The following is a 23,339-nucleotide window of genomic DNA, read 5'->3' on the forward strand; positions in this document are numbered from 1 at the left end:
GATCTGGCTCAGAAATTCAAAGTCGCTCTGCCAGAACTGCCGGATGAAGTCGCGCGGCGGAAAGACGTTGTTGTTCAGCGAGACCGCCGCCAGGCGCATCTGCCACGGGAACTTGTAATTTCCGCTCTTGAGCACCGCCTCGGTGACTTGCAGGACATTCATATCCTGGAACACCCGGCTATCTCGATTCTTCGAAGCAAGCCAGAGCCAAGGTCTCACCGTGAACTGGTAATACGCGCGCCGCTCATCGCTGCCGGTCTGCCGGACTTCGGTGATGATGCCGTTGATGGTGCGCACGCCCGCACCGACATTGCCCGCTCCCAGATTGCCAGGCAGTCCTGGAATGAAGGCGCCCTTGCCCTCGAATTCAATCGAAATTTCGATCGTTTTGCCGATCAATTCATCGGGCTTGATCAGCTCACGCGCCTTGTAGATGCGAAACGTGGGACTGTCCAGCGTGGCAAACTCCACCGTGTATTTGAAGAGTTTGCCGAGCGCCTCGACGCCGCTCACGCGCTGCGCGATCAGCACATCCGCGCCGCCCCAGGTGGGCAGCGCCTTGCACGCCACGTTCAGTGTGCGGCTTTGCAGCGGATTGAACATCTGATTCTTCTTCCTGATTTTTTGTTTGAATTCACGATGTGGGCGGAAGGATTTGAGCCGTCGCGTCAAATCGCTCCACGCGCGCCCGCTCGAGGCGGCCATTCGGCGATCCGGCCACGCTGGGTCGACTGCAGCAGCGTCCTGGTGTACGAGTGGCCGGACACATGCCGGGCCAGGTAATGCTCCAGTACCAGCCCCAGCGCATAAGGACTCACGCCGTCGAAGCCGTCTTCGTCGAAGGTGAGCGCACATTCGAGCGCGCGTACCACGGGCGGCACGCTGCCTGCCATCACGCAATTGACCGGCGTAAGCGTGGCAGCCGTCAGGCTTTCGACTTGACGCGCGAGGGCTGCCCGATCCTCGGGCGCGTAAAGCCGCAGCAAGCTGCGCAAGCCCTCGCCCGGATTCGGCTCGTCGTAGGGATCGTCGAAGTGCGCATATTCGATGTTCAACTGGGCATACATCTGCCACGCCTTGCGCCCCGCGGCGAGCGGCGGCATCGATCGACTGGGAACACGCACCAACCCCACGCTGGAGAACGGCGCCGATTCCGGCAGACTCAGATCGTTTATGCCGTTGCACGCCAGGCGGCCCGGAAGATCCCGGTTGGTCAGCCACGCATCGAGAGAGAGATAGTTGATCCGGCCATCCTCGCCGTTATGGCTGGATGCATCCGGCGCGTAAGGCAGTCCATCACGGCCGACCAGCGACAGGTACGAATCAGTGCTGATGTACGGCGCGCGCGTATCGTAGGAACGCCCCTTTGCCGTGCTGAGGTGCTGCTCGCGGCGCACCGTGAAATAGCGTCCATGCCCTGCTTCGTCGCGCAACTGCGCATCATGAAGCGGATAGAAGGGCAGTTCCTCCGAGTCCTCTTCGATATCAGCCTGACCAATGGCCAGTTCCACCGAATGAACTTCGTAATCCAGCGGCTTGTTCTCGACTGGCACGAGCCGCACTTGGCCGTCACCCTGTTTCAGCTTCGCGGGCGCGGTGCGGACCTTGAACAGATTCACCACAGGAACGCAGAACAAGGCGAACGTCGAGGCATCCACGTGCGGCGCCAGTTCACTCGTGGCGCGGTCCAGCAGCACGATGACCTCGGCCTCGTCCCCCTCAATGCGCGCGAGTCCGGCTTCGAGCCCCGTCAGCGTGAAAAAATAGAATCTGGCTGGACAGGCGAAGTATTCCTGCACGAGGTTATGTCCCAGGAACTTGCGCGCCACCAGCGGCAACACGGCCTGATCTGGCCCGAGCCCGTCCTGGACGACCGCGCCCGCTTTCACGATGTGCGGCGTATAGCTGGCCTCGCTGAAGCGCCCCGGCTCGCCGATCACCGATACCACCGCGCCGGTATGAATCAGTTCATGCAGATGCGAGGCGATGCGCTCATCCCCGGCCAGATAGACCTGCAGTCGATCCAGCCCGCGCAGCGCCGAGAACGGTACGCCCTCGATTGTGCGCAAGCGCAGCCGCAAAGCACCGCGTACCTGCCGATCGGGCGGCACATAACGGCTCTGCCCCAGCAGATCGGGCGGGACATGGGTGAGGCGTCCATCGTGCATGACGACCGGATAAAACGAGACATCCTGCGTCGTACGAAATGTGCACGCTGTCGTTTCACCACTGGGCAGATTCAGGGAACTCAACTCGGTGCCGCGTTCGAGCCTATAGCCTGTCGCGAAGCCGCCCGCCTTGCCTCCCGGATAAAGCCTCGCGATGGCGATCGAAGGCGTGGAAGACAGATAACCCGGGTATGCCGACGACAGCAGCGCTTGTGTAAATAGCGTGAATTCGTCATCGAAACGCAATTGCATGCGCGCGTTGACGAAGGCGGACGATTCGAGCAGACGATTGACGTAGGGATCGCCGATGCTTCCCGCGATCATGCCCAGGCGCGCCGCGATCTTGGGATGATCGCGAGCAAACTCCTCGGCCAGCGCTTGGTTGAAGCGCAGTTCGCTGAGGTAAGCGTCGAGCAGGCGCGGGTCCATGCGACTCACGTCAGGCAAGGCGGGCGAGATGCCACGTACCGGCAGACGCCGTGGCCTTGGATACCCGTACTGAAAGCGTGAGATCTCGACGCTTGCTATGCATTCCTAAGTCGCCCGAAAATTCCTAGATCTCAAAAACTATCAGTCCGACCCCAATACAGATATGGGAATCTTCCTAGAATCGATTCGACCACAGGCTGTATCGCTTACGTTGTCGACTTTGGTCACGGTTTGCGTGGAAACGTTCACCGGGCTTGCGCAGCGCCAGCGGTCGGTCGGGAAGATGAATGCCCATCGCCATGTCGGCCGACATCGCTCGCGGAGTCATGTGCGCCCTCGATATGCACGACGATGCGCGCGTCGAATGTGAGCAGCGACGCGAGTGTGTACGCGCGCATGAGCCAATTCATAACCGAGCGCGTTATGCGATTTGGTGAGCGACAAGCGTCTCCGAACCATGAGCGGCGTCTGCGTGCTCGCGGCGATGACCTTGGTGAGACCCGCCCACACGTGATCGGATCGCCTGTTGCAATGGATGCAGCCCCGCGAACGTGCAACTATCGAGTCAATGCGGACGCCGTAAATCGCCCGACACGCTCGGCGAAGCCGGCAAACGGAGACAGTCCTGAGGCGTGCGTATCGGGTTGTAGGTCGCCAAACCGAAAATCCCGCAAGTCATCGACGCTGCGGGATTTTTTTGAGTGTCTCACGATAGCGGGGGGAAAAGCTTATCTCCCCACCGCCCAGCCCACCTACTCATGCCACTGCCCCGCCCCTCCCGCAAACGCCGGCACACCCATCTCACCGCGACTCTGCGCCTCCCGCGCCTCATCGGCCTCAACAGTCTTGCTCGTATCGATGAAAAGCGCCGCGAACGCGCCGACCGCGAGCAACCCCGCCGAAATCGTGAACGGCACGTTATAGCTGCCCGTCTCTTGTATCAGATACCCGAACGCAACCGGCGACGCCATCCCCGCGAGGCCGAAGCCCGTGTTCATCATGCCGCCCGCCGTGCCTGCATACTTGCCCGCGATATCGAGCGGCAAGGTCCACAACACGGGATTCGTGATCTCCAGGAAGAAGAAAGACCCGGTCAGGAACCACACCGCCGCGATCGGGCTCGGCGCATTGACCATCGGGATGAGGAACGCGAGCGAACCGCCCATGCCGACGACCAGAATGCTGCAACGCGCGAGACGCAGCCGTCCCGTCATCTTGAAGATGCGGTCCGACAGCACGCCGCCGAGCGTATCGCCGATCACGCCCGCGAGCAGCGGCAACGCGGTGAAGAGCGCGAGCTGCTTCAGATCGAAGCCGCGCGATTCCTTCAGATACGAAGGCAGCCACGTCAGATACACCCACAACAGCCAGCCGTAGCAGAAGTCCACCAGCGTCACGAGCCACATGCGATGAATCAGCTTGCGCCACGGCGTCGGGTTCTTTCTCGCACGCGCGCATTCACCCGCGCGATAGCCGATTTCAGCGGTCTCCTCGGGCGTCACACGGCGGTTTTCATCGGGCGAATTGGTGAAGACGAAGAGATACAGCACCGTCCACGCGAGACTCGCGATACCGAGCAGAATGAACGCCTCGCGCCAGCCGCTCGCCGCGACCACCGCGAGCACGAGCGGCGGCGTCACCGCGCCGCCGAGCCGCGCGAAGCTATGCGTGATGCCTTGCGCGAAACCGCGCTCGTGCACCGGCATCCAGAACGTGAATGCGCGCGTCGCGGTCGGGAACGCGCCGCCCTCGCCGATGCCCAGCGCGAGACGCAACAGCACCAGCATGCCGATGCTGCCCGCGAAGCCCGTCGCGAGCGTCGCCGCGCCCCAGATCAGCGAGAGCACGGTCAAGACGAGCTTCGGCCCGAATCGATCGGCGAGCCATCCGCCGACGATCTGCATCACCGCATACGGATAGGCGAACGCGGAGAACACGAGCCCGAGTTGCACGGACGTCAGACCCATCTCCTGCCGGATCAACGGTCCCGCCACGGCGATATTCACCCGGTCGATGTAAGAGATGAAGTACATCAGGCACATCACGCCGAGAATGATATGGCGCGTCTTCACGCGCTGACGTTGCTTGTTCACGTTGTCTCCTTCAGTCCATCTGATGTGGAATGTCAAGTCATGCGAATTAATTCGCGTCGGCTTATCTTGCAGGCTGCGGACTCTCAACGAGCTTCAGGCGCTGCACCTTGCCCGACGGACCACGCGGCAATGCATCGGTAAAGCGGAATTCACGCGGTGTCTTGTAGCGGCCCAGTTCGCGCAGGCAGTACGCGCGCAGTTCCGCGACATCGAGCGAAGCGGCGCCGCCGCTCGGCACGATATACGCGACGATGTCCTGCCCATACGCCGCATCGGGCACACCGACCGCGGCCGCTTCGAGCACGCCGGGATGACGCAGCAGCGCTTCGTCGATCTCGCGCGGCGCGATGTTCTCGCCGCCCTTGATGATCAGTTCCTTCGCGCGCCCGTTGATATAGAAGAAGCCCGCCTCGTCGCGATAGCCGAGATCGCCGGTGCGCAACCAGCCGTCCGTGGTGAACGCGTTGCGCGTCTCTTCCGGGCGCTTGTAATAGCCGCTCATCAGTTGCTCGCCGCGCAGCACGAGTTCGCCGGTTTCATTGGACGCGCATTCGCGCCCGTCGAGATCGACGATCTTCGCTTCGCCGCCCGATGGCAGACCAATGCTGCCGAGCCTTCTCATCGTTTCATCATACGGATTACTGAACATTGGCGCGGCGGTTTCTGTCATGCCCATCGTTTCGATGACGCCGATGCCAAAGCGCTCCTCGAATGCGCGATGATGATCGGCCGGCAGCGCCGCCGATGCGCTGCGGCAGAACTTCAGCGCGGAGATATCGCAGTCTTGCTCGCCTTCGGCATTCAACAGATACGCGACGATAGTCGGCACCACGTTGATCCACGTGCATCCGGAATCCGATGCTTCGCTCCAGAACGTGCGCGCGGAAAAGCGCGGCGTCAGCACCGCCGAGCCGCCGTGCCAGAGCGGCGTCAGCAGCGCGACGACGAGGCCGTTGATGTGATACAGCGGCAGCGACACGAGCACGCGATCATCGTCGGTAAGGCGATGCTCCGCGCTGATATTGCGCATGTTCGCGAGCAGGCTCCGATGACTCAGCAGCACGCCCTTGGGCGCGCCCGTGGTGCCCGACGTATACATGAGCAGCGCGGTATCGCCGGGATTCGTTGTGCCCGCGTCGCTCGCGACGATCTGTGTGCCAGGCGTTTCGTCGCGCACCAGCGGAATCGCGCGCGATGAAAGCGCGGGTATGTCCGGCAACTGCGTCGACGCTGGCGATGTGCGCACCACGGCGATCTCGCGATCCGTGCCTTCGCTGCGCAACGCATCGATCGCCTGGACGATCGTGTCGTGCGTATCGTCCGCGACGAAGATCACGCGCGTATCCGAATGCTCGACGATATAGCTCACCTGCGAAGGCTGGCACAGCAGATTCAGCGGATTGGCGACAAGCCCGCTGTACATGGCCGCGAGCAGCAGGCGCGCGGTCTGTATGCCGTTGCCCATGAAGACGGACACCACATCGCCCGGAAGCAGGCCCGCCGCCTTGAAACGTGCTTCGAGTGCGATGCAGTCCTCGCGCAATGCGCCGAACGTCAGCACGTCGTCGTGCGCGGTGGAAAGCAGGAATGGCTTGTCGAGTGCGCTTTGCGCGCGTGCGTCGATCAACGCGCGTAACGTCGGCGCATCGAGCGGCATCCGATCAGACGCAACGATTCGATCCGGCAGCGCGCTCATCGTCCGACCCTCCGGAAGTAATCGCCGAGAAGCGCGTCGACTTCCGGCACGCGCTCCGCTATCTGGTACGCGACGCGCGTGACGTTCAGGTATTGCCGATAGCCGAGATTCGACGAGAAATTATTGCCGCCCCATGTGCCGCAACCCATCGAGAGCGAGAACGGCAGGCCGTTGTCGAAGTTGCCGCCGGTCGCGAGGCAATGCGCCTGATCGACGATCACGCGCGCTACCGGCAATTGCGTGCCGAGCGTGATTGCGAGCGCATCGTCCGCGCCGTGCACGCCGACCGAATGGCCCGCGCCCATGTAGCCGTAGATGCCGCGAACGATATCGATCGCCGCGCCGATGTCCCGCGCACGATAGACCGTCAGCACGGGCGAGAGCTTCTCGCCTGAGAACGGATGGTCCGCTCCGTAGCCGGTCTCTTCGACCATCAGGAACTTCGGCTCGCGCGCGGCGATATCGTCGAGGCCCGCTTCGCGCGCGATCGCGGTCGCAGAACGCGCGGTGCAACGCGCCGAGAGCTTGCCGTCGTGCCACATCGCCGCCTGCAATTGCGCCTTCTGCGCGGCGTCGAGCAGCACGCCGCCCTGCTTCGTCAGCGCATCGAGCATGCGCGCGTAAATGGCCTCCTCGATCACGACACTGTTCTCCGACGAACAGCTCGTCGCGTTGTCGAACGTCTTGGACACGGCGATCTTGCGCGCCGCATCATCGGGATTCGCGTTCGCCGTGACGATCGATGCGACATTGCCCGCGCCCACGCCGAAAGCCGGCGTGCCGCTCGTATAAGCCATGCGCACGTTGGCCTGCGAGCCGGTCGCGACGACGAGATCGGCGAGGCGCATCAGCGCGGCGGTCGCTGCCTTGCCGATCGGATGCGGCAACATCTGCACGAGATCGGGATCGAGACCGGCCTTCGCGAACTCCGCATGAATGAAGCCGATGAGCGTCGCGCACGACGAATAGCCCTTCGGCGAGGGCGCGACGATAACCGCGTTGCCGCACTTGAGCGCGTTGATGATCTTGTTCGCGGGCGTCGCCGCCGGATTCGTCGATGGCGTGATCGCCGCCACCACGCCGACCGCACGCGCGATCTCGACGATGCCGAGTTCCTCATCGCGCGCGATCACGCCGGTCGTCGCGACACCGTGTAGATCGCGCAGCAGCCCGAGCGTCTTGCGATGGTTCTTGCGGAACTTGTCGTCGGCGTTGCCGAGGCCCGTGTCGCGCACGGCCTGCTCGGCCAGCAGCCGGTTGCGCTGCGGTTCCATGATCGCCCACGCGGCAGCCGCGGCGGCGATGTCGAGGGTCTCCTGTCCCGCCTGCTCGAAGCGTCGTTGCGCGTCGCGCGCTCGCGCCACGAGCGCGCCGACGGCACGCTCCACATCGGGTTCCTGTGTGTTATGCGCGTTCTCGCTGGGACGCGCGAGCGTTGCGCCGCTTGCCATGTGATTCATGCGATAAACCTCGGCTGTTGGAAGATTGGCGATGCTTTCCAATCTAGTCAGCCGCGTTCGTCGCGCGGTCCCGTTTTCTGGACTAACGCATGCAGCGAAATCGCGAGCATCGAAAAATCAACTTTTCGGGACTTTCACGAGTCCCGAAAACCGGTGTTTTCGACGCACAATGAAATAGAAACGCAAACCACGCAGATGGAGACAAGGCAACGTGACGTCGAATCAATCGAATGCCGCCGCCGTGCGCGCGTTCCGCGTGCTCGAAACGCTCGCCGAAGCGAATCGCCCGCTCTCGATGACCGAGCTCGTCGATGCGTTGGGCCTGCCCAAGCAGACCGTGCATCGCATCCTCGTGCAACTGATGGACGCATGGCTCGTGACGCGCGGCGCGAGCGACAAGCTCTACGAATGCTCGGCGCGCGTGCGCACGCTCGCCATCAACGTGCTGATGCATGCGGGTCCCGCTGCGGCGCGTCATGCGCTCCTGGAACAGCTCGTCGCACGCGTCGGTGAAACCTGCAATCTGACGATGCTCGCGGGTAACGACGTCGTCTATGTCGATCGCGTTGAAACCGGCTGGCCGTTGCGGATGCACTTGCAGCCAGGCTCGCATGTGCCGCTGCATTGCTCGGCAAGCGGCAAGCTGCTGCTGAGTTTTCTGCCGAAGGAACGGCGCGAGCGCATGATCGAGCGCCTGCCGCTACGCTCGTATTCGGAGCGGACGATCACCGATCGCGATGCGTTGCGGCGCGAACTCGCATTGACGCGCCGCCGCATGCTCGCCATCAACAATCAGGAGCATTTGCAGGGACTCGTTGCGATTGCGGTGCCGGTGATGCTCGATCGCAATCGCGCGTGCGCCGCGATCGCGATTCAGGCGCCTGTGGGACGCGTCGCGCTCGATCAACTGCTCGCCTTCGAGCCCGATCTGCGCCGCGCCGCCGAAGAAACCGCCAAGACATTCAGGGAATAAAAAGCCGGTTTGCAATGCAGCAAACCGGCCGCCGTTTCAGTGCTTATCGTTCGACGGTTTGCAGATGCCGCGTCGAATGCGCATCGTCTTCGATCTCGGTTTCCTTGCGGCCGCGCTTGAACACCATATACGCGACGATCAGAATGCCGAGGCTCGCGACGCCCAGCCACAACGGCTTGCGCTGATCGGGGATGAAGGCCATCGCGACGAGAATCGCGGTCATCCCGAAGATCGCAAGCCATGTGAGATAGGGAAATCCCCACATGCGCACGCGCAGGTCGTTCGCTTCGAAGCTCGTCATGCGGGCACGCAGACGAAGTTGCGAGAACGCGATCAGCAGGTACACGAAGATCGCCACCGTGCCATACGAATTGACGAGAAACGCGAACACCGTATCCGGCGAGATATACGACATCACCACCGACACGTAGCCGAACACCGTGCCGAGCAGGATCGCGCGCACCGGCACGCCGCGCTTGTTGACCTTCGCGAGGCCGAGCGGCGCATCGCCGTGACGTGTCAACGCGAACAGCATCCGCGACGCGGCATACAGGCCCGAGTTGAGCGCGGACAATACGGCGGTGAGGACGATCGCGTTCATCACATTGGCCGCGGCGGGCATGCCCATTACTTCGAGCGCGCTCACGTAGGGCGTCGCCATCTGATGCGAATTCCACGGCACCAGCGCGACGACGAGCGCCACCGATCCGACATAGAACACGAGCACGCGTGTGATGACCGAATTGGTCGCCTTCGCAACGGCCTTCGCGGGCTCCTTCGCTTCGGCTGCCGCGATCGTGACGATCTCCGCGCCGAAATAGAAGCCTGTCGCGGCGACCGCGCCCGTCATCACAGGTCCGATGCCCTTGGGCATGAACCCGCCGTGACCGAGGAAGGTCGTGGCGACGTCGGTCGTGTGCATCGCGGCGGGCCAGAAACCGCATACGTACAAGCCGCCGAGGAACAGGAACACGATGATCGCGCCGACCTTGATCGACGAGAACCAGAACTCGAACTCGCCGTAACTGCCCACTGAAATGAGGTTGGTCAGCGTGAGCACGACGAGCAGCACGAGGCTGATGATCCACGCAGGCACATCGGGTATCCAGAACTGCACGAGCTTCGCGCCCGCGACCGCTTCCAGCGCGATCACAATGACCCAGAAGTACCAGTACATCCAGCCCGTCAGAAAGCCGGCGAGACGGCCCGGGCCGCGCTGCGTCCTGAAGGCGAGGCGCGCATATTCATAGAACGAGCCGACGGTGGGCATCGCGCAGGCCATCTCGCCGAGCATGCGCATGACGAGAACCACGAGGCCGCCCGTGATGAGAAAGGAGAGAATCGCGGCGGGCCCGGCCTGCTGGATCACCACACCGCTACCGACGAAAAGTCCGGCGCCTATGACGCCGCCCAGCGCGATCATCGTCATGTGGCGCTGCTTGAGGCCACACTTGAGATCGCCTTGATCCGTGTTCGATTGCATGTCGTCTCCTGCTTTGCTTGTATCGATTCGAGGCTCGCTCGCCGGTTCATTGCCAGCGAGTCGAGTCATTCATTCATTCAGTCATGCGATGCCGGTCTCCCTCTTTCTTCAAAGCGCCGGGCGGTCCTTGCGATACGCGTTCTTCACGGCGATCCTGCCGTCGCTGAAGGTGAAGACATCCACCATGCGGGCCTCGACGCGCGAGCCGTCCGCTTTCGTGCCGCGAAACGTCGATTCCGATACGCCGCGCTCGCCGCTCACGAAATGCTCGCCCTCTTTCCACGATGCGTCGGGGAAGGTTTCCCACGCGAGCGCGAAGCCCTTGCGGACCTCGTCGCGGCCCTTGAAGGTGCGGCCGAGCGCATCGGGTCCGGCCACGCCGTGAAAGACGCATTCTTCAGCCATGCAGTTCATCAATGCATCGATGTCGTGGCGATTCCACGCATCGTTGAATGTCTCCAGCAGCCGAATGTAATCCTGATTCGTTTGAGTGCTCATGTCGATATTTTCAGTGCGTTGCGAAAGGGTTCGGCGGGACTCAGCACTTCTCGTCCTGCGCCAGATACTTGTGATAGAGGAATCGTTGACCGACGCGGCGGAACGGCGCGAAACCTTTCCATCGCACCATGCCCATCACGTTCGGATATTCGAGCGCGGAGTCGTAGATCGGCAGATCGTCGCGGCTGTGCTGCCATTTGCCCGCGACGCGCTCGGCCATGCGCCGCCCCGCATGCGCGGAAAACGACACGCCGTTGCCGCCGTATCCGACCGCATAAAAGATGCTTTCCTGCGGATCGGGCTGCGCGACGCGCGGCATCATGTCGTGACTCACATCGACCCAGCCCCACCACGAATAATCGATGCGAATGCCCTTCAACGAAGGGAATTTGCGATGCAGGCCTTCGATGAGCACGTCCATGTGCCGCGGGTTCGCGGCATCCGCTCCCGTGATCGCGCTGCGGCTGCCGATCTGCACGCGATTGTCCGGCAGCAAGCGATAGTAAAAGCGCAGCGTGCGCGTATCGGTGATGACCTCATGCGTGCGGAAGTTGGTCGATGCGATTTCTTCCTGCGTGAGCGGCCGCGTGACGAGCGAGTTCGAAAGAATCGGCATGATTTTCGCGGACAGCGTGCGATGCATGTCGTTGCGCGTATAGCCGCCGGTCGCGAACGCAACCGCCTTTGCGCGAATCACGCCGCGCGGCGTGCGCACGTGATGCACGCCGCGAATCGTCTCTACATCGACCACGGGCGTGCTCGTATGCACCTTCACGCCGAGCGAGCGCGCCATGCGCATATAACCGAAAGCGAGCTTGAGCGGATGCACGCCGATGCCATCGGGTTCGTGCAGCGCACCACAATTTTCGCGGTCATCGACATACGATTGCGCGACTTCCTTCGCGCTCAGCATGCGCGCGTCGTAGCCGAAGACATCGCGCATCACCTTGCATTCATTCGTCAGAAAATCCATTTTTCGCGCCCGATGCGCGATATACAGATGCCCGCCCGGCTGCGGATCGCACGCGAATTCGCCGATCAGCTTCTTGAAGGTATCGAAGCCTTCGCGGATTTCCGCGTCGAGCTTGAGCGCCGTCTGCTTGCCCCATCGCTCGATCCATTGCGAGCGGTAGAGACGGCCGCTCGCGTTCTGCCCCTGCCCGCCGTTGCGGCTCGTGCAGCCCCACGCGGTGCGGTTGGCATCGACGACGGTAGCGCGGATGCCATGCTCCCGCGCCAGAAAGAGCGCTGTGGAAAGGCCGGTGAATCCCGCGCCGACGATCAGCACATCGACGTCGGCGTCGCCGGGCAAAGGTCCGTCGTCTTCGGGCGGCTCGCCGGCGGTCGCGACCCAGTAGGTCGGCGCATAGTCCATCGCCTGGCGGCCGATGGGCGAAACCAGCGGGTCGTAGAGCGGATCGTATGGGGCGCACGCGCCTCGAAGGGCCGGCGCAACGTAATCGAGAGTAGCCACCGATAACTCCTTGGAAAGTACCCTCATACTGCACCGAACTTCACGCCCCGCTTAGAGCCACGCCGGAATCATCGTTAGTGCCAGGACGCTCTCCACCTGGGCCGATGCTCGCGGCGCTGGCCCCAGCGATTGGTCCTTTCTGGTACTACGACCGGCCATTTTTGTCTGGTCATACTGGGCCGAATCCTCTTTCTCTCGCGCATGGAATGCCTCGCGCGGGCCAATGATCATACGGAGTGGTCCATGCTCAAGTTCCTGATCGGAATCGGTTTGCCGTTTGTCGGGGTCATCGGCTTGTTGCCGTGGGCTGCGTCGAACGATTTCTACGTGCTCGGCGTTCCGTTTATTTATGCATGGATTTTCGGCTGGTTCGTGCTGACGTCGGTGTGTCTCCAGCTTTGCTGGGTTTTGTTCGACAAAAAAACGGAACAGCGCGAAGCGCACGGCGCATAAGGAGACATCGGCATGGCTTCCACGGTATTTCTGGGCTTCATCGCGCTGTCGTTGTGGCTCGCGCTGCGTGCGGGCAAGGGGCGCGGCTCGCAAAGCGTGCACGACTTCTTTGTCGCGTCGCGTCAGTTCGGCGCGTGGCTCGTGTTCTTTCTCGCGGCGGGCGAGATCTACAGCATCGGCACGATGGTCGGCTTTCCAGGCGGCATCTATGCGAAGGGCCCGACGTATGGCGTCTGGTTTCTCGGCTATATCCTGCTTGCCTATCCGATCGGCTATTTCGTCGGCCCGAAAATCTGGGAAGCGGGCAAGCGCTATAACGCGATCACGCTGCCCGATCTGTTCAAGGGGCATTTCGGAAGCCGCGCGCTCGAACTGATCGTCGCGATTTCCGCGCTGATCTTTCTGCTGCCGTGGGGCCAGTTGCAGTTCACCGGACTCGTCGCCGCGCTCAAGGGTCTCGGCTGGAACCTGAATCCGGTGCTCCTCATCATGATCTCCGCGCTGCTCGCGTTCGCGTATATCGCGATCGCAGGCGTGCGGGCATCGGCGTATATCGCCATTCTGAAGGACATCCTGATGGTCGCGGCGATCGTCATCACAGGCATTGCGGTTGCGTGGGAGGCGGGCGTCGAACCGGTGTTCAGGGCCGCGAGCCAGCACGTATCGAACGCGATGTCCGCGCATCAACTCACGTTCTCGATGAGCACGATGCTGTTCCAGTCGCTCGGCTTCTACGTGATGCCGTTTGCGATCCAGAACTTCTTCACCGCGAAAAGCGCGAACACGATTCGCCGCTCGCAAGTGGTGATGCCGCTCTACATGCTGATGTACCCGTTCCTCGTGGTCGCGTCGTACTACGCAATCGCGCAGAACGTGCCGCTCGCCTCGCCCAACGAGGCGTTCTTCACCGCTGTCGTGCATCTGTTGCCACCGTGGCTCGTGGGCCTGGTCGCGGCGGGCGCGTCGCTTTCGGGTCTGCTCGTGCTCGCGGGCATCTGTCTCGCGATCGGGCCTGTGGTCACGCGCAATCTGTTGCCGAACATGCCGGAGACACGTCAGAAGGCCAGCGCCAAAGTGGTGATCGGCGTTTATCTGCTGCTTTCCATCGGCATGACGCTCGCGACGCCGAACCTCATGCTCACGCTCATCAACATGACGTACTACGGCGTCACGCAGTATTTCCCCGGCGTGATCGCGATCGTGCTCGGGCTGCGCGTGGGTGCACGCGCGATCGCATCGGGGCTGCTCGTGGGCCAGTTGCTTGCGGTCGTCCTGTATGTGTTCCATGTCGATATCGCCGGAATCAATATCGGCCTCATCTGTCTCGCGGTGAATGTGCTCGTCGTGTTTCTCGCCAATCCGAGCGCGGGACGCAAGCATGTTCACGCTGACCTGATCCACTCGAACGACTCATGAATCGAACCGACGACAACGCAGTAAAAGTGCTTGTGGCACGCAAGATTTTGACGATGAATCCGCGTCAGCCCGTCGCGACGCACGTGGCGATCCGCGACGGCAAGATCCTCTCGGTCGGCACGCGCGACGACATGCGCCAATGGATCGACGCAGAACCGGACACGAGCTTCAGCGACAAGGTGCTGATGCCCGGTCTCGTAGAAGGCCATTCGCATCTGATGGAAGGCGCGATGTGGAGCGCGGTCTATGTCGGCTATTACGAGCGGCGCGGACCCGATGGCACGCGCTGGCCCGGCCTGCAATCGCTCGATGCGGTGATCGCGCGATTGCGGGAAGCCGAGCGTCAACTCGATGATGCCGATGCGCCGCTGCTCGCATGGGGCTTCGATCCGATCTTCTTCGGCAGTGAGCGTCTGACGGTGACGCAGCTCGAACGCGTATCGGCGACGCGTCCCATCGCGATCCTGCATGCGAGCGTGCATCTGATGAACGTGAATTCGCCGATGCTCGAACTCGCCGGCATTGATGAAGACACCGACGTCGATGGCATCGTGAAAGACGAGAGCGGCCAGCTCACGGGCGAATTGCAGGAGTTCGCGGCGATGTTCCCGGTGTATCGCGTGATCGGTGCGAAGCTGTCGCTGTCGGCCAGCGACAACCCCGACGCGATCCGCGCTTTCGGCAAGGTCGCGCAACTCGCCGGCGTGACGACGGCCACCGACCTGCTCAACGATCTGTCCGACAAGGGCATGCGCAATCTCGTCGAAGTCACGCGCGACACGCGCTTTCCGATTCGTCTCGTGCCCGCATTCGGGCCGCAACGCAATCCCGAAGGCGGACCCGATCGCGTGCTGGAAGCCGTGAAGCTCAACTCGGACAAGCTGCGTTTCGGGCCGGTGAAATTCATCGTCGATGGCTCGATCCAGGGCTTTACCGCACGCCTGCGCTGGCCGGGATACGTGAACGGACGGCCCAACGGCTTATGGCTGATTCCGCCGGAGCAGTTCGTCGAAACGTTCCTGCCGTTCCATCTGGCAGGGCTGCAACTGCACATCCACACGAATGGCGATGAAGCCACCGAACTCGTGCTGGATGCAATCGAAACGATCCTGAACCGGCATCCGCGATCGGATCATCGGCACACGTTGCAGCATTGTCAGATGGCCGACCGACGACAACTCGAACGCGCCGCACGGCTCGGCATTTGCGTGAACTTCTTCTCGAATCACATCTACTATTGGGGCGACGCGCACTACACGCAGACGATGGGCGCCGACCGCGCAAACCGCATGGACGCCGCAGGCACGGCAAGCGAACTCGGCATCACGTTCGGTCTGCATTCGGATGCGCCGATCACGCAGCTCAATCCGCTTTTCACCGCGTGGTGCGCCGTGCAACGTCAGACCGCATCCGGGCGCGTGCTGGGCGAAGCGGAGCGGCTGAGCGTCGCCGATGCGCTGCGCGCGATCACGCTCGGTGCTGCCTTCACGATCGGCATGGACGACGTCATCGGCAGCATCGAGATCGGCAAGTTCGCGGATTTCGCCGTGCTCGATGAAGACCCGAGCGAGGTGCCGTCGGAGCGCCTCGGCCAACTGCGCGTGTGGGGCACCATTCTCGGCGGCCGCGCACATCAGGCGCCTGCATGATGACGCCGATTCCTCTTGCCGTCATCGGCGGCTATCTCGGCGCGGGCAAGACCACGATGATCAACGCGCTGCTGACCAACACCGATGGCAGGCGCATCACCGTGCTCGTCAACGATTTCGGTTCAGTCAATATCGATGCGGCGCTGATCCGCGAGCGTAGCGACGATGTGATCGGGCTGGAGAACGGCTGCGTGTGCTGCTCGATCGGCGGCAAGCTGATGGAGACGCTGATCGATATCAGCGCGCGTGAGTTGCGGCCCGATCTGCTCGTGATCGAAGCGAGCGGCGTGTCGGACCCGGTGCGCATCGCGCAGGTGGGCATGCTCGATCGCGCGTTCCGGCTTCAGGGCATCGTGGTTGCGGTGGATGCGGAGCGCATCGAAGAGACGCTCGCCGATGCGTATATCGGCGATATCGCGCGGCGGCAGATCGAAGGCGCGAGTTCCATTGTGCTGACGAAGACCGATCTGACTTCCGCCGATGATCTATGCGCCGTGCGTGCGCGCTTGATGGAGATCGCGCATACGCGCATCCTGTTCGAAGCCGATCGCGGCAAGGTGCCGAATACGCTTTTCTTCAGCGATGAACCATCATTGCGCGAACGCATCGCACCGCGTGCATTCACGTTATCGCATTATCTTCCCGCCGATCTGCGCAGCGTCACGTTTCGCTCGGATGAGCGCTTTGACCGCCGGCAACTCAAGGCCGCATGCGCGTCGTTCAGCGATCGGCTCTTGCGCGCTAAAGGCTTTGTGCGGCTTCAGGATGGCACCTGTGCGGAGATTCATGTCGTCGGCAAGCGCTGGCACATCACGCGATGCGCTGATGTCGAAGAGACTCGTATCGTGTTTATCGGTCTCTTCGCATCCGACGACATTCATCGCGCGCTAAGTGCTGTGTCTGCGCCGCGCACCGAGCCATGCAGCGAGCTTCGCGAATAAGGTCATATCCGGCGGCACGGACAGATCGACCGCGAAGTGATGCCGATAATACGGGCTGAGATCGAGCCCGACGCCAAGCCCGAGCACTTCAACTGTGCGCGCATCTTCGTGCTGCGCGACGACTTCCCGCAAATGCTGATCGAGATAGTTCGGATCGTTGGCCTGCGCGGTTGCGCTGTCCATCGGGCTGCCATCCGATATCACGACGACGATGCGCCGCGCTTCGCCACGCGCGACGAGCCGCGAACACGCCCATTCCACCGCTTCGCCGTCGATGCCCTCGCGAAAGAGATCGGCTTTGAACAGCGCCGCGATGTCGCCGCGTGCAGCACGCCAGCTCGCATCGCCTTCCTTGAAGATCATGTTGCACGCTTCGTTGAGCCGGCCCGGATACTTCGGCCTGCCCTTCGCGAGCCAGTCGAGCTTCGCGCGGCCGCCGTTCCATGCGCCGGTCGTGAAGCCGAGCACTTCGGTCGAAACGCCCGCCATGCCGAGCGCGCGCACGAGCACGTCGATCATCACGGCGACAGGCTCGATGCTCGCCTTCATCGAGCCCGAGCAATCGATCAGAAAACTCACCGCGCAATCCGCGTGCGGACGTTCGCGCTCGCGTCTGAAGACGCGCCGCTCATTCGGCGATGCCACCACTTGCGCGAGCCGACGCCCGTCGATACGCCCTTCTTCTTCGCCGAACGACCACCCGTCGCGACGCGGCACGGTGAGCGCCGTCTGCAACATGCGCGCGAGACGCGGCACGTTGATATGCCGCGCGGCGATCAGATCGTCGAGACGTTCGCGATATTCACGCAGCAACGCGGCGCGAATCAGCGTCGCCGGGCGAATGGTCTTGTCATAGCGCGTGCTGAACACGCGATAGTGCTCGCCCGACGCTTCACGCGCGCTGCTATCGCCACTCGCGGCAAGCGCGAGCCGTTCGATGCTGCCTTCTTCATCGTCGATGTCGAACCACGCGCCGAGCATCGTGCGCGCGGCCTCTTGCTTGTCATCGTCGGATGAAGGGTTGCTTTCGACGAACGCGTGCTGCACGTCGCGAATCATTTCGCCAATGTTCCGCGCGATGGCGAGCGCATGAACCGCATAAGCGCGTTGATCCGCGCGATGCCGCCGCATGCCCGCAAGCGCATGTCCGAGCGATGGCGCGAGCGCCGCACGCGTGGCTTCGATGATGCCCTCGGTCGCTTCGAACACGGCGCGCCCGGACAAACGCGATTCGGCCATCTGCGCGACGGTGTAGATCAACAGGCCGATATCGCTGTCGAGCAAACCCGTCTCATGACACGCGTGCGACCAGGCGTCGAAACGATGCCGCACATTGCGCCTCACGCCTTCCATGCCCGCAGGCACGCACGCTTCGCAACGCAACTGCTCCAGCATGTCGAAGACCATGCGTTCGACCGGCTCATCAGGCGTCATGTCCCGATGCAGCGCGGCGTCCGAATACGCGATGCGCAACGCGGACGCATCGGCGGCGCCGCGTGTCGAATCCAGGCCTTCATCGTCCCTGCGTTCGCCGCGCAAATGCGGCGCATGCAACGGCACCGGCCGCAAGTGACGGTACAGCTTGCCGCCGCGATAGTGCAGCGCTTCATCGCCCGTCAAAGCGCGCACGGTGGCCGCGCATAACGCATCGCGTCGCGCGAGTTCACGCGGCCCGTTCATTTCGCCGACTCGTCGTGCCACTGCGATAGCGTGTTCAGCTCATCGCCGAACGCGCGCTGAAAATATTCCGCGACGATGGGCCGTTCCGCTTCGTCGCACTTGTTCAGGAACGTGAGACGCAGCGCCAGCTTCACGTCGTGAAAAACCTCGCAGTTCTCGGCCCAGTTGATGACAGTGCGCGGCGACATCAACGTCGACAGATCGCCCGCCGCGAAGCCGCGCCGCGTGAGTCCGGCCATGCTCACCATCGAATCGACGAGCGCCCGGCCCGCGTCGTCATCCAGATGCGGCACGCGCGCGAGCACGATGCGCGCCTCTTCTTCGCGCGAAAGGTAGTTCAACGTTGCGACCACGTTCCAGCGATCGATCTGCGCGTGATTCAACATCTGCGTGCCGTGATACATGCCGTTCAGATTGCCGAGGCCGATCGTATTGGTCGTCGCGAACAGGCGAAAAAATCGATGCGGCTGAATCACGCGATTCTGGTCGAGCAGCGTGAAACTGCCGTCGCGTTCCAGAATGCGCTGAATCACGAACATCACATCGGGGCGGCCGGCGTCGTATTCATCGAACACGAGGGCCACCGGCCGTTGCAGCGCCCACGGCACGATACCTTCCTGAAACTCGGTGACCTGCACGTCATCACGTACGACGATTGCATCCTTGCCGACGAGATCGAGCCGGCTCACGTGGCCATCCAGATTCACGCGCATGCACGGCCAGTTGAGCCGCGCCGCCACCTGCTCGATATGCGTCGATTTTCCGGTGCCGTGCAGACCCTGCACCATCACGCGCCGGTTGCACGCGAAGCCTGCGAGAATCGCCAGCGTGACCTCGGGATTGAAGCGATACGCCTCGTCGATTTCCGGAACGTGCGGATCGCGCGTGCTGAACGCCGGCACTTGCAAGTCCGTATCGATGCCGAAAAGCGTGCGCACGGACACTTTCCGGTCCGGCTCGTCCAACCATGTGTCGCGCATCATGAGGCTTCGTCTCCCGTGACAGAGGCTCCAGCATATCAACTATCTTTTTTCGGAACAATTCATTTCGTTTATTTTTATCCAAACGGCCTATACGGCGCCGATCGGCACCTCATTTAAAATAATGTCGAACGAATTCACATGGAAACCATGCCGATGGACAAGCCCGACACGCCCACGCTGCGCGCCTTCGCGTTGCTGGAATACCTGGTTCAGGCGGGCAGCCCCGTGTCGCTGACGGACATGGCCGACGACATGGGTATGCCGAAGCCTTCGCTGCACCGCATGCTCGCGTCGCTGGAAGCGGGCGGACTCGTGATTCGCGAGCCCGGCGACAAGAACGCTTATGTGGTCGGCCCGCGCCTCGCGCAACTCGGCCTCAATGTGATGACGCACGCGGGCGCGCGACGGCTGCGGCACGCGATCCTCACGCGGCTCGTCTCCGATCTCGGCGAAACCTGCAATCTCACGATGCTGCACGAGAACGAAGTGCTCTATCTCGACCGCGTGGAAGCGCCGTGGCCGCTGCGGCTCGATCTGAAGCCCGGTTCGCACGTGCCCGTCTGGTGCAGCGCGAGCGGCAAGCTGCTGCTCGCGCTTCAGCCGCGCGACGAACGCAATGCGCTCGTGCGCGCAATGAAGTTGGAGCGCTACACCGCCAACACGATCACCGACACGGAGATGCTCGAAGCGGAACTCGACCGCATCGCGAAGAAGGGCGTCGCGATCGACAACGAGGAGTTCGTGCAGGGCATCGTGTGCGCGGCGGCGCCCATCGCCGATGCGGGCGGCACATGCATCGCGGCGATCGCGGTTCACGCGCCGGTGTCGCGCACGCCGCTCTCGCGGGCGCTGGAAATGGTCCCTCGTCTCAAGGAAGCCGCCGCGGAGCTGGGCAAGACGTTCGGCTGAACAGGCTCTCCAAGAAATAAAAACGCAACCCGGCATTCCGAAAATTGTGGCGCGGCGACGGGACACGCGCGTAAAGTAGCCGTAATTCGAAACCAAACGTTCCGTTTCCGGCCCATGCGCAACGTCACACATCTCGATTCTGCCGAGCATGCCGGCGATGAATCGCGCACGCTCCGTCCGCTCGCCGTGCTCGAACAACTGGCTGCGGCCGGTCACGCTTACACGCTGTCGCAACTCGCGGCGCGCGTGCGCATTCCCAAGGCGACCTTGCTGCGACTGATCGATTCGCTCGAAGCGCAGGGCTATGTCACGCATATGCCCGACTCGCGCGGCACCGACCGTGGTATCGCGCTCGGACCCCGCGCCGCCCAACTCGCGCTCGCCACGCTCGCCAACAACTCGTTCACGCGCGCCTGCCGTTCGATCCTGCGCTCGCTCGTCGACGTCATCGGCGAAAGCTGCAATCTCACCGCGCTCGATGGCGATACGGTCCTCTATATCGAGCGCGTCGAGACGGCCGAACCGCTGCGCCTGCATATGCAGGCCGGCATGCGGGTGCCGCTGCATTGCACCGCGAGCGGCAAGCTGTTTCTCTCGCAGATGCCGCTCGCCGAGCGTCGCCAGATCCTCGGTCGCCTCACCCTCACGAAGAAAACGCATCGCACGCTGACCGATCGCACGCTGCTCGAAGCCGAGCTCGACCGGCTCGCCGCGCGTGGCATCGGCATCGACAACGAGGAGTTCGTGCTGGGGATGGTGGCCGTCGCGGTGCCCATCACCGATGCCGCGACCGGACGCGTGCTCGCGTGCCTCGCCGCGCACGCCCCGACCGCCCGCGCCAATCTCAACGACCTGCTCCAGGCGGTTCCGCAGTTGCGCGAGACCGCCGTGAAGCTCGCAACGCTCATCGATTCCTCCGATGGACTGACGCTCATGGCGCGCCAGCGCCCCGCAGCGCGCTAGTCCACTCTCCCGCCGAGACGCCCGCCGCGCGGGCCCCGGCGGCGCCTCCCGCTCATCATCGCTAAAAATTCCGAATTTTTTAGAGACAAAACATTCCATTTAATTGAAAAACTGGTTGACGCCGAAATCGGCTCGTCCTACGATGTCTTCACGATACATATTCCGGAACCAAACGTTCCGATTTATTTCACCCGGAGACACTCATGAGCGAGCACGACCAAGCCCGTCCTTCCCAGACCACTCTCGCCGCCACCAGCGCGGCGCCCGCCGGTCCGCAGTCGATGACCCCTTCCGAAGCATTCGTCGAAACGCTCGCCGCCAACGGCGTGACCGAGATGTTCGGCATCATGGGTTCGGCCTTCATGGACGCGATGGACATCTTCGCGCCCGCCGGCATCCGCCTGATCCCGGTCGTGCATGAACAGGGCGCGGGCCACATGGCCGACGGCTATTCGCGCGTGTCGGGCCGTCACGGCGTCGTGATCGGTCAGAACGGCCCGGGCATCAGCAATTGCGTGACGGCAATCGCGGCGGCGTACTGGGCGCACAGCCCGGTCGTGATCGTCACGCCGGAAGCTGGCACGATGGGCATCGGTCTCGGCGGCTTCCAGGAAGCGAAGCAATTGCCGATGTTCCAGGAATTCACGAAGTATCAGGGCCACGTGACGCACCCGGCGCGCATGGCCGAGTTCACGGCACGCTGCTTCGACCGCGCGATGTCGGAGATGGGCCCGACGCAACTCAACATTCCGCGCGACTACTTCTACGGCCAGGTCAAGGTCGAGATTCCGAAGCCGCAGCGTCTCGATCGCGGCCCCGGCGGCGATCAGAGCCTGAACGAAGCCGCCGATCTGCTCGCCGAAGCGAAGTTCCCCGTCATCATCTCGGGCGGCGGCGTGGTGATGTCCGATGCCATCGAGGAATGCAAGGCGCTTGCCGAGCGTCTCGGCGCGCCGGTGGTCAACAGCTATCTGCACAACGACTCGTTCCCGGCGAATCATCCGCTGTGGTGCGGCCCGCTCGGTTACCAAGGCTCGAAGGCCGCGATGAAGCTGCTCTCTCAGGCCGATGTCGTGATCGCACTCGGCTCGCGGCTCGGACCGTTCGGCACGTTGCCGCAGCACGGCCTCGACTACTGGCCGAAGGAAGCGAAGGTCATCCAGATCGACGCGGACCACAAGATGCTCGGCCTCGTGAAGAAGATTTCCGTCGGTATTTGCGGCGATGCGAAAGCCACGGCCATCGCGCTCACGCAACGGCTCGCGGATCGCAAGCTCGATTGCGATGCGACGAAGGACGCCCGCGCGAAGACCATCGCCACGGAAAAGGCCGCATGGGAGAAAGAACTCGACGATTGGACGCACGAGCGCGATCCGTACAGCCTCGACATGATCGAAGAGCAGAAGAACGAGAAGCCCTTCAGCGGCGGCCAGTATCTGCATCCGCGTCAGGTGTTGCGCGAACTCGAAAAGGCTATGCCGGAAGACGTGATGGTGTCGACCGATATCGGCAACATCAACTCGGTCGCCAACAGCTATCTGCGCTTCAACAAGCCGCGCAGCTTCTTCGCGGCGATGAGCTGGGGCAATTGCGGCTATGCGTTCCCGACGATCATCGGCGCGAAGGTTGCGGCCCCGCATCGTCCGGCCGTCTCGTATGCAGGCGATGGCGCCTGGGGCATGAGCCTGATGGAAACCATGACCTGCGTGCGCCATAACATTCCGGTGACGGCTGTCGTGTTCCATAACCGTCAGTGGGGCGCGGAGAAGAAGAATCAGGTGGACTTCTACAATCGCCGCTTCGTTGCGGGCGAGCTCGACAACCAGAGCTTCGCCGAGATCGCGAAGGCGATGGGCGCGGAAGGCATCGTCGTCGACAAGCTGGAGGATGTCGGCCCGGCGCTGAAGAAGGCCATCGATCTGCAGATGAATCACGGCAAGACGACGATCATCGAGATCATGTGCACGCGCGAACTCGGCGATCCGTTCCGCCGCGACGCGCTCTCCAAGCCGGTGCGCACGCTCGACAAGTACAAGGACTACGTCTAAGTCCTGCGCCACGCCGCTCCGCG

General features: G+C 62.7%; 18 protein-coding genes. 8 read left to right on the forward strand and 10 right to left on the reverse strand.

All coding sequences use genetic code 11. The annotated features are described in order from the left end of the window. The 5 genes from PQR08_RS10370 to sauS form a co-directional block, all read right to left on the reverse strand. A partial coding sequence (locus PQR08_RS10370; protein ID WP_408161276.1) for a contractile injection system protein, VgrG/Pvc8 family occupies nucleotides 1-705 on the reverse strand: 705 nt, incomplete at its 3' end. Beyond that, nucleotides 669-2,597 carry a type VI secretion system baseplate subunit TssF gene (gene tssF, locus PQR08_RS10375; RefSeq protein ID WP_250486402.1) on the reverse strand — a complete coding sequence of 643 codons (1,929 nt, stop codon included), beginning with the start codon at nucleotides 2,595-2,597 and terminating at the stop codon, nucleotides 669-671. The genes PQR08_RS10370 and tssF, both read right to left, overlap by 37 nt. Before the next feature lie 752 nt (nucleotides 2,598-3,349). Beyond that, nucleotides 3,350-4,690 carry an MFS transporter gene (locus PQR08_RS10380; RefSeq protein ID WP_035500232.1) on the reverse strand — a complete coding sequence of 447 codons (1,341 nt, stop codon included), beginning with the start codon at nucleotides 4,688-4,690 and terminating at the stop codon, nucleotides 3,350-3,352. A gap of 61 nt (nucleotides 4,691-4,751) precedes the next feature. Then, complete coding sequence (locus PQR08_RS10385) at nucleotides 4,752-6,386, reverse strand: AMP-binding protein (RefSeq protein ID WP_250486403.1); 1,635 nt, start codon at nucleotides 6,384-6,386, stop codon at nucleotides 4,752-4,754. Further along, nucleotides 6,383-7,846: an acylating sulfoacetaldehyde dehydrogenase gene (gene sauS, locus PQR08_RS10390; RefSeq protein WP_250486404.1), complete on the reverse strand. Its 1,464-nt coding sequence runs from the start codon at nucleotides 7,844-7,846 to the stop codon at nucleotides 6,383-6,385. The genes PQR08_RS10385 and sauS overlap by 4 nt, the downstream gene beginning before the upstream one ends. Nucleotides 7,847-8,057: 211 nt before the next feature. Here sauS and PQR08_RS10395 point away from each other — a divergent pair, with 211 nt between their 5' ends. Further along, nucleotides 8,058-8,819, forward strand: coding sequence for an IclR family transcriptional regulator (locus tag PQR08_RS10395; RefSeq protein ID WP_035500235.1), 762 nt, complete (start codon nucleotides 8,058-8,060; stop codon nucleotides 8,817-8,819). A 43-nt stretch (nucleotides 8,820-8,862) separates the two neighbouring features. On the opposite strand, the gene PQR08_RS10400 is transcribed toward PQR08_RS10395, so the two are convergent. The 3 genes from PQR08_RS10400 to PQR08_RS10410 form a co-directional block, all read right to left on the reverse strand. Further along, the gene (locus PQR08_RS10400; RefSeq protein ID WP_035500237.1) at nucleotides 8,863-10,302 is read right to left on the reverse strand and encodes an amino acid permease; all 1,440 of its coding nucleotides are present in this window, start codon (nucleotides 10,300-10,302) and stop codon (nucleotides 8,863-8,865) included. 108 nt (nucleotides 10,303-10,410) lie between these two features. Further along, complete coding sequence (locus PQR08_RS10405; protein WP_035500240.1) at nucleotides 10,411-10,800, reverse strand: nuclear transport factor 2 family protein; 390 nt, start codon at nucleotides 10,798-10,800, stop codon at nucleotides 10,411-10,413. A 40-nt stretch (nucleotides 10,801-10,840) separates the two neighbouring features. Beyond that, a complete protein-coding gene (locus PQR08_RS10410) occupies nucleotides 10,841-12,274 on the reverse strand; it encodes an NAD(P)/FAD-dependent oxidoreductase (RefSeq protein WP_035500242.1) in 1,434 nt (477 codons plus the stop codon). A gap of 243 nt (nucleotides 12,275-12,517) precedes the next feature. Here PQR08_RS10410 and PQR08_RS10415 point away from each other — a divergent pair, with 243 nt between their 5' ends. From PQR08_RS10415 to PQR08_RS10430, 4 genes are read left to right on the forward strand one after another with little or no spacing between them, the layout of a single operon-like run. Continuing rightward, entirely contained in the window at nucleotides 12,518-12,727 is a 210-nt protein-coding gene (locus PQR08_RS10415) for a DUF3311 domain-containing protein (RefSeq protein ID WP_035500245.1), read from the forward strand. A 12-nt stretch (nucleotides 12,728-12,739) separates the two neighbouring features. Further along, entirely contained in the window at nucleotides 12,740-14,143 is a 1,404-nt protein-coding gene (locus PQR08_RS10420; protein WP_187606988.1) for a sodium:solute symporter family protein, read from the forward strand. Then, a complete protein-coding gene (locus PQR08_RS10425; RefSeq protein ID WP_408161277.1) occupies nucleotides 14,140-15,792 on the forward strand; it encodes an amidohydrolase in 1,653 nt (550 codons plus the stop codon). Before PQR08_RS10420 ends, PQR08_RS10425 begins: the two co-directional genes overlap by 4 nt. Further along, on the forward strand, nucleotides 15,789-16,733 hold the full coding sequence (locus tag PQR08_RS10430; RefSeq protein WP_250486406.1) for a CobW family GTP-binding protein: 945 nt from the start codon (nucleotides 15,789-15,791) through the stop codon (nucleotides 16,731-16,733). The genes PQR08_RS10425 and PQR08_RS10430 overlap by 4 nt, the downstream gene beginning before the upstream one ends. On the opposite strand, the gene PQR08_RS10435 is transcribed toward PQR08_RS10430, so the two are convergent. Continuing rightward, nucleotides 16,680-18,413: a cobaltochelatase CobT-related protein gene (locus PQR08_RS10435; RefSeq protein WP_250486407.1), complete on the reverse strand. Its 1,734-nt coding sequence runs from the start codon at nucleotides 18,411-18,413 to the stop codon at nucleotides 16,680-16,682. The two genes, PQR08_RS10430 and PQR08_RS10435, sit on opposite strands and share 54 nt — an antisense overlap. Continuing rightward, nucleotides 18,410-19,396 (reverse strand): AAA family ATPase, encoded by a 987-nt coding sequence (locus tag PQR08_RS10440; protein ID WP_250486408.1) that lies wholly within the window; start codon nucleotides 19,394-19,396, stop codon nucleotides 18,410-18,412. The genes PQR08_RS10435 and PQR08_RS10440 overlap by 4 nt, the downstream gene beginning before the upstream one ends. A 153-nt stretch (nucleotides 19,397-19,549) precedes the next feature. Here PQR08_RS10440 and PQR08_RS10445 point away from each other — a divergent pair, with 153 nt between their 5' ends. From PQR08_RS10445 to xsc, 3 genes are all read left to right on the forward strand, one after another. Next, on the forward strand, nucleotides 19,550-20,305 hold the full coding sequence (locus PQR08_RS10445) for an IclR family transcriptional regulator (RefSeq protein WP_187607137.1): 756 nt from the start codon (nucleotides 19,550-19,552) through the stop codon (nucleotides 20,303-20,305). Between the two features lie 114 nt (nucleotides 20,306-20,419). Beyond that, nucleotides 20,420-21,268 carry an IclR family transcriptional regulator gene (locus tag PQR08_RS10450; protein ID WP_250486409.1) on the forward strand — a complete coding sequence of 283 codons (849 nt, stop codon included), beginning with the start codon at nucleotides 20,420-20,422 and terminating at the stop codon, nucleotides 21,266-21,268. Nucleotides 21,269-21,549: 281 nt separating this feature from the next. Continuing rightward, nucleotides 21,550-23,316 (forward strand): sulfoacetaldehyde acetyltransferase, encoded by a 1,767-nt coding sequence (gene xsc / locus PQR08_RS10455; protein WP_051626776.1) that lies wholly within the window; start codon nucleotides 21,550-21,552, stop codon nucleotides 23,314-23,316. The last annotated feature ends 23 nt before the right edge of the window (nucleotides 23,317-23,339 follow it).

The organism is Caballeronia jiangsuensis (genome assembly GCF_046030135.1).
Taxonomy (GTDB): domain Bacteria; phylum Pseudomonadota; class Gammaproteobacteria; order Burkholderiales; family Burkholderiaceae; genus Caballeronia; species Caballeronia jiangsuensis.

Bases quoted from the DNA above. Each gene is read 5' to 3' on its own strand.
- PQR08_RS10445 (WP_187607137.1), top strand. From the start codon at position 19,550: ATGGACAAGCCCGACACGCCCACGCTGCGCGCCTTCGCGTTGCTGGAA.
- PQR08_RS10385 (WP_250486403.1), bottom strand. From the start codon at position 6,386: ATGAGCGCGCTGCCGGATCGAATCGTTGCGTCTGATCGGATGCCGCTC.
- PQR08_RS10440 (WP_250486408.1), bottom strand. From the start codon at position 19,396: ATGATGCGCGACACATGGTTGGACGAGCCGGACCGGAAAGTGTCCGTG.
- PQR08_RS10450 (WP_250486409.1), top strand. From the start codon at position 20,420: ATGCGCAACGTCACACATCTCGATTCTGCCGAGCATGCCGGCGATGAA.
- PQR08_RS10400 (WP_035500237.1), bottom strand. From the start codon at position 10,302: ATGCAATCGAACACGGATCAAGGCGATCTCAAGTGTGGCCTCAAGCAG.
- PQR08_RS10430 (WP_250486406.1), top strand. From the start codon at position 15,789: ATGATGACGCCGATTCCTCTTGCCGTCATCGGCGGCTATCTCGGCGCG.
- xsc (WP_051626776.1), top strand. From the start codon at position 21,550: ATGACCCCTTCCGAAGCATTCGTCGAAACGCTCGCCGCCAACGGCGTG.
- PQR08_RS10415 (WP_035500245.1), top strand. From the start codon at position 12,518: ATGCTCAAGTTCCTGATCGGAATCGGTTTGCCGTTTGTCGGGGTCATC.
- sauS (WP_250486404.1), bottom strand. From the start codon at position 7,846: ATGAATCACATGGCAAGCGGCGCAACGCTCGCGCGTCCCAGCGAGAAC.
- PQR08_RS10420 (WP_187606988.1), top strand. From the start codon at position 12,740: ATGGCTTCCACGGTATTTCTGGGCTTCATCGCGCTGTCGTTGTGGCTC.
- tssF (WP_250486402.1), bottom strand. From the start codon at position 2,597: ATGGACCCGCGCCTGCTCGACGCTTACCTCAGCGAACTGCGCTTCAAC.
- PQR08_RS10405 (WP_035500240.1), bottom strand. From the start codon at position 10,800: ATGAGCACTCAAACGAATCAGGATTACATTCGGCTGCTGGAGACATTC.
- PQR08_RS10425 (WP_408161277.1), top strand. From the start codon at position 14,140: ATGAATCGAACCGACGACAACGCAGTAAAAGTGCTTGTGGCACGCAAG.
- PQR08_RS10435 (WP_250486407.1), bottom strand. From the start codon at position 18,413: ATGAACGGGCCGCGTGAACTCGCGCGACGCGATGCGTTATGCGCGGCC.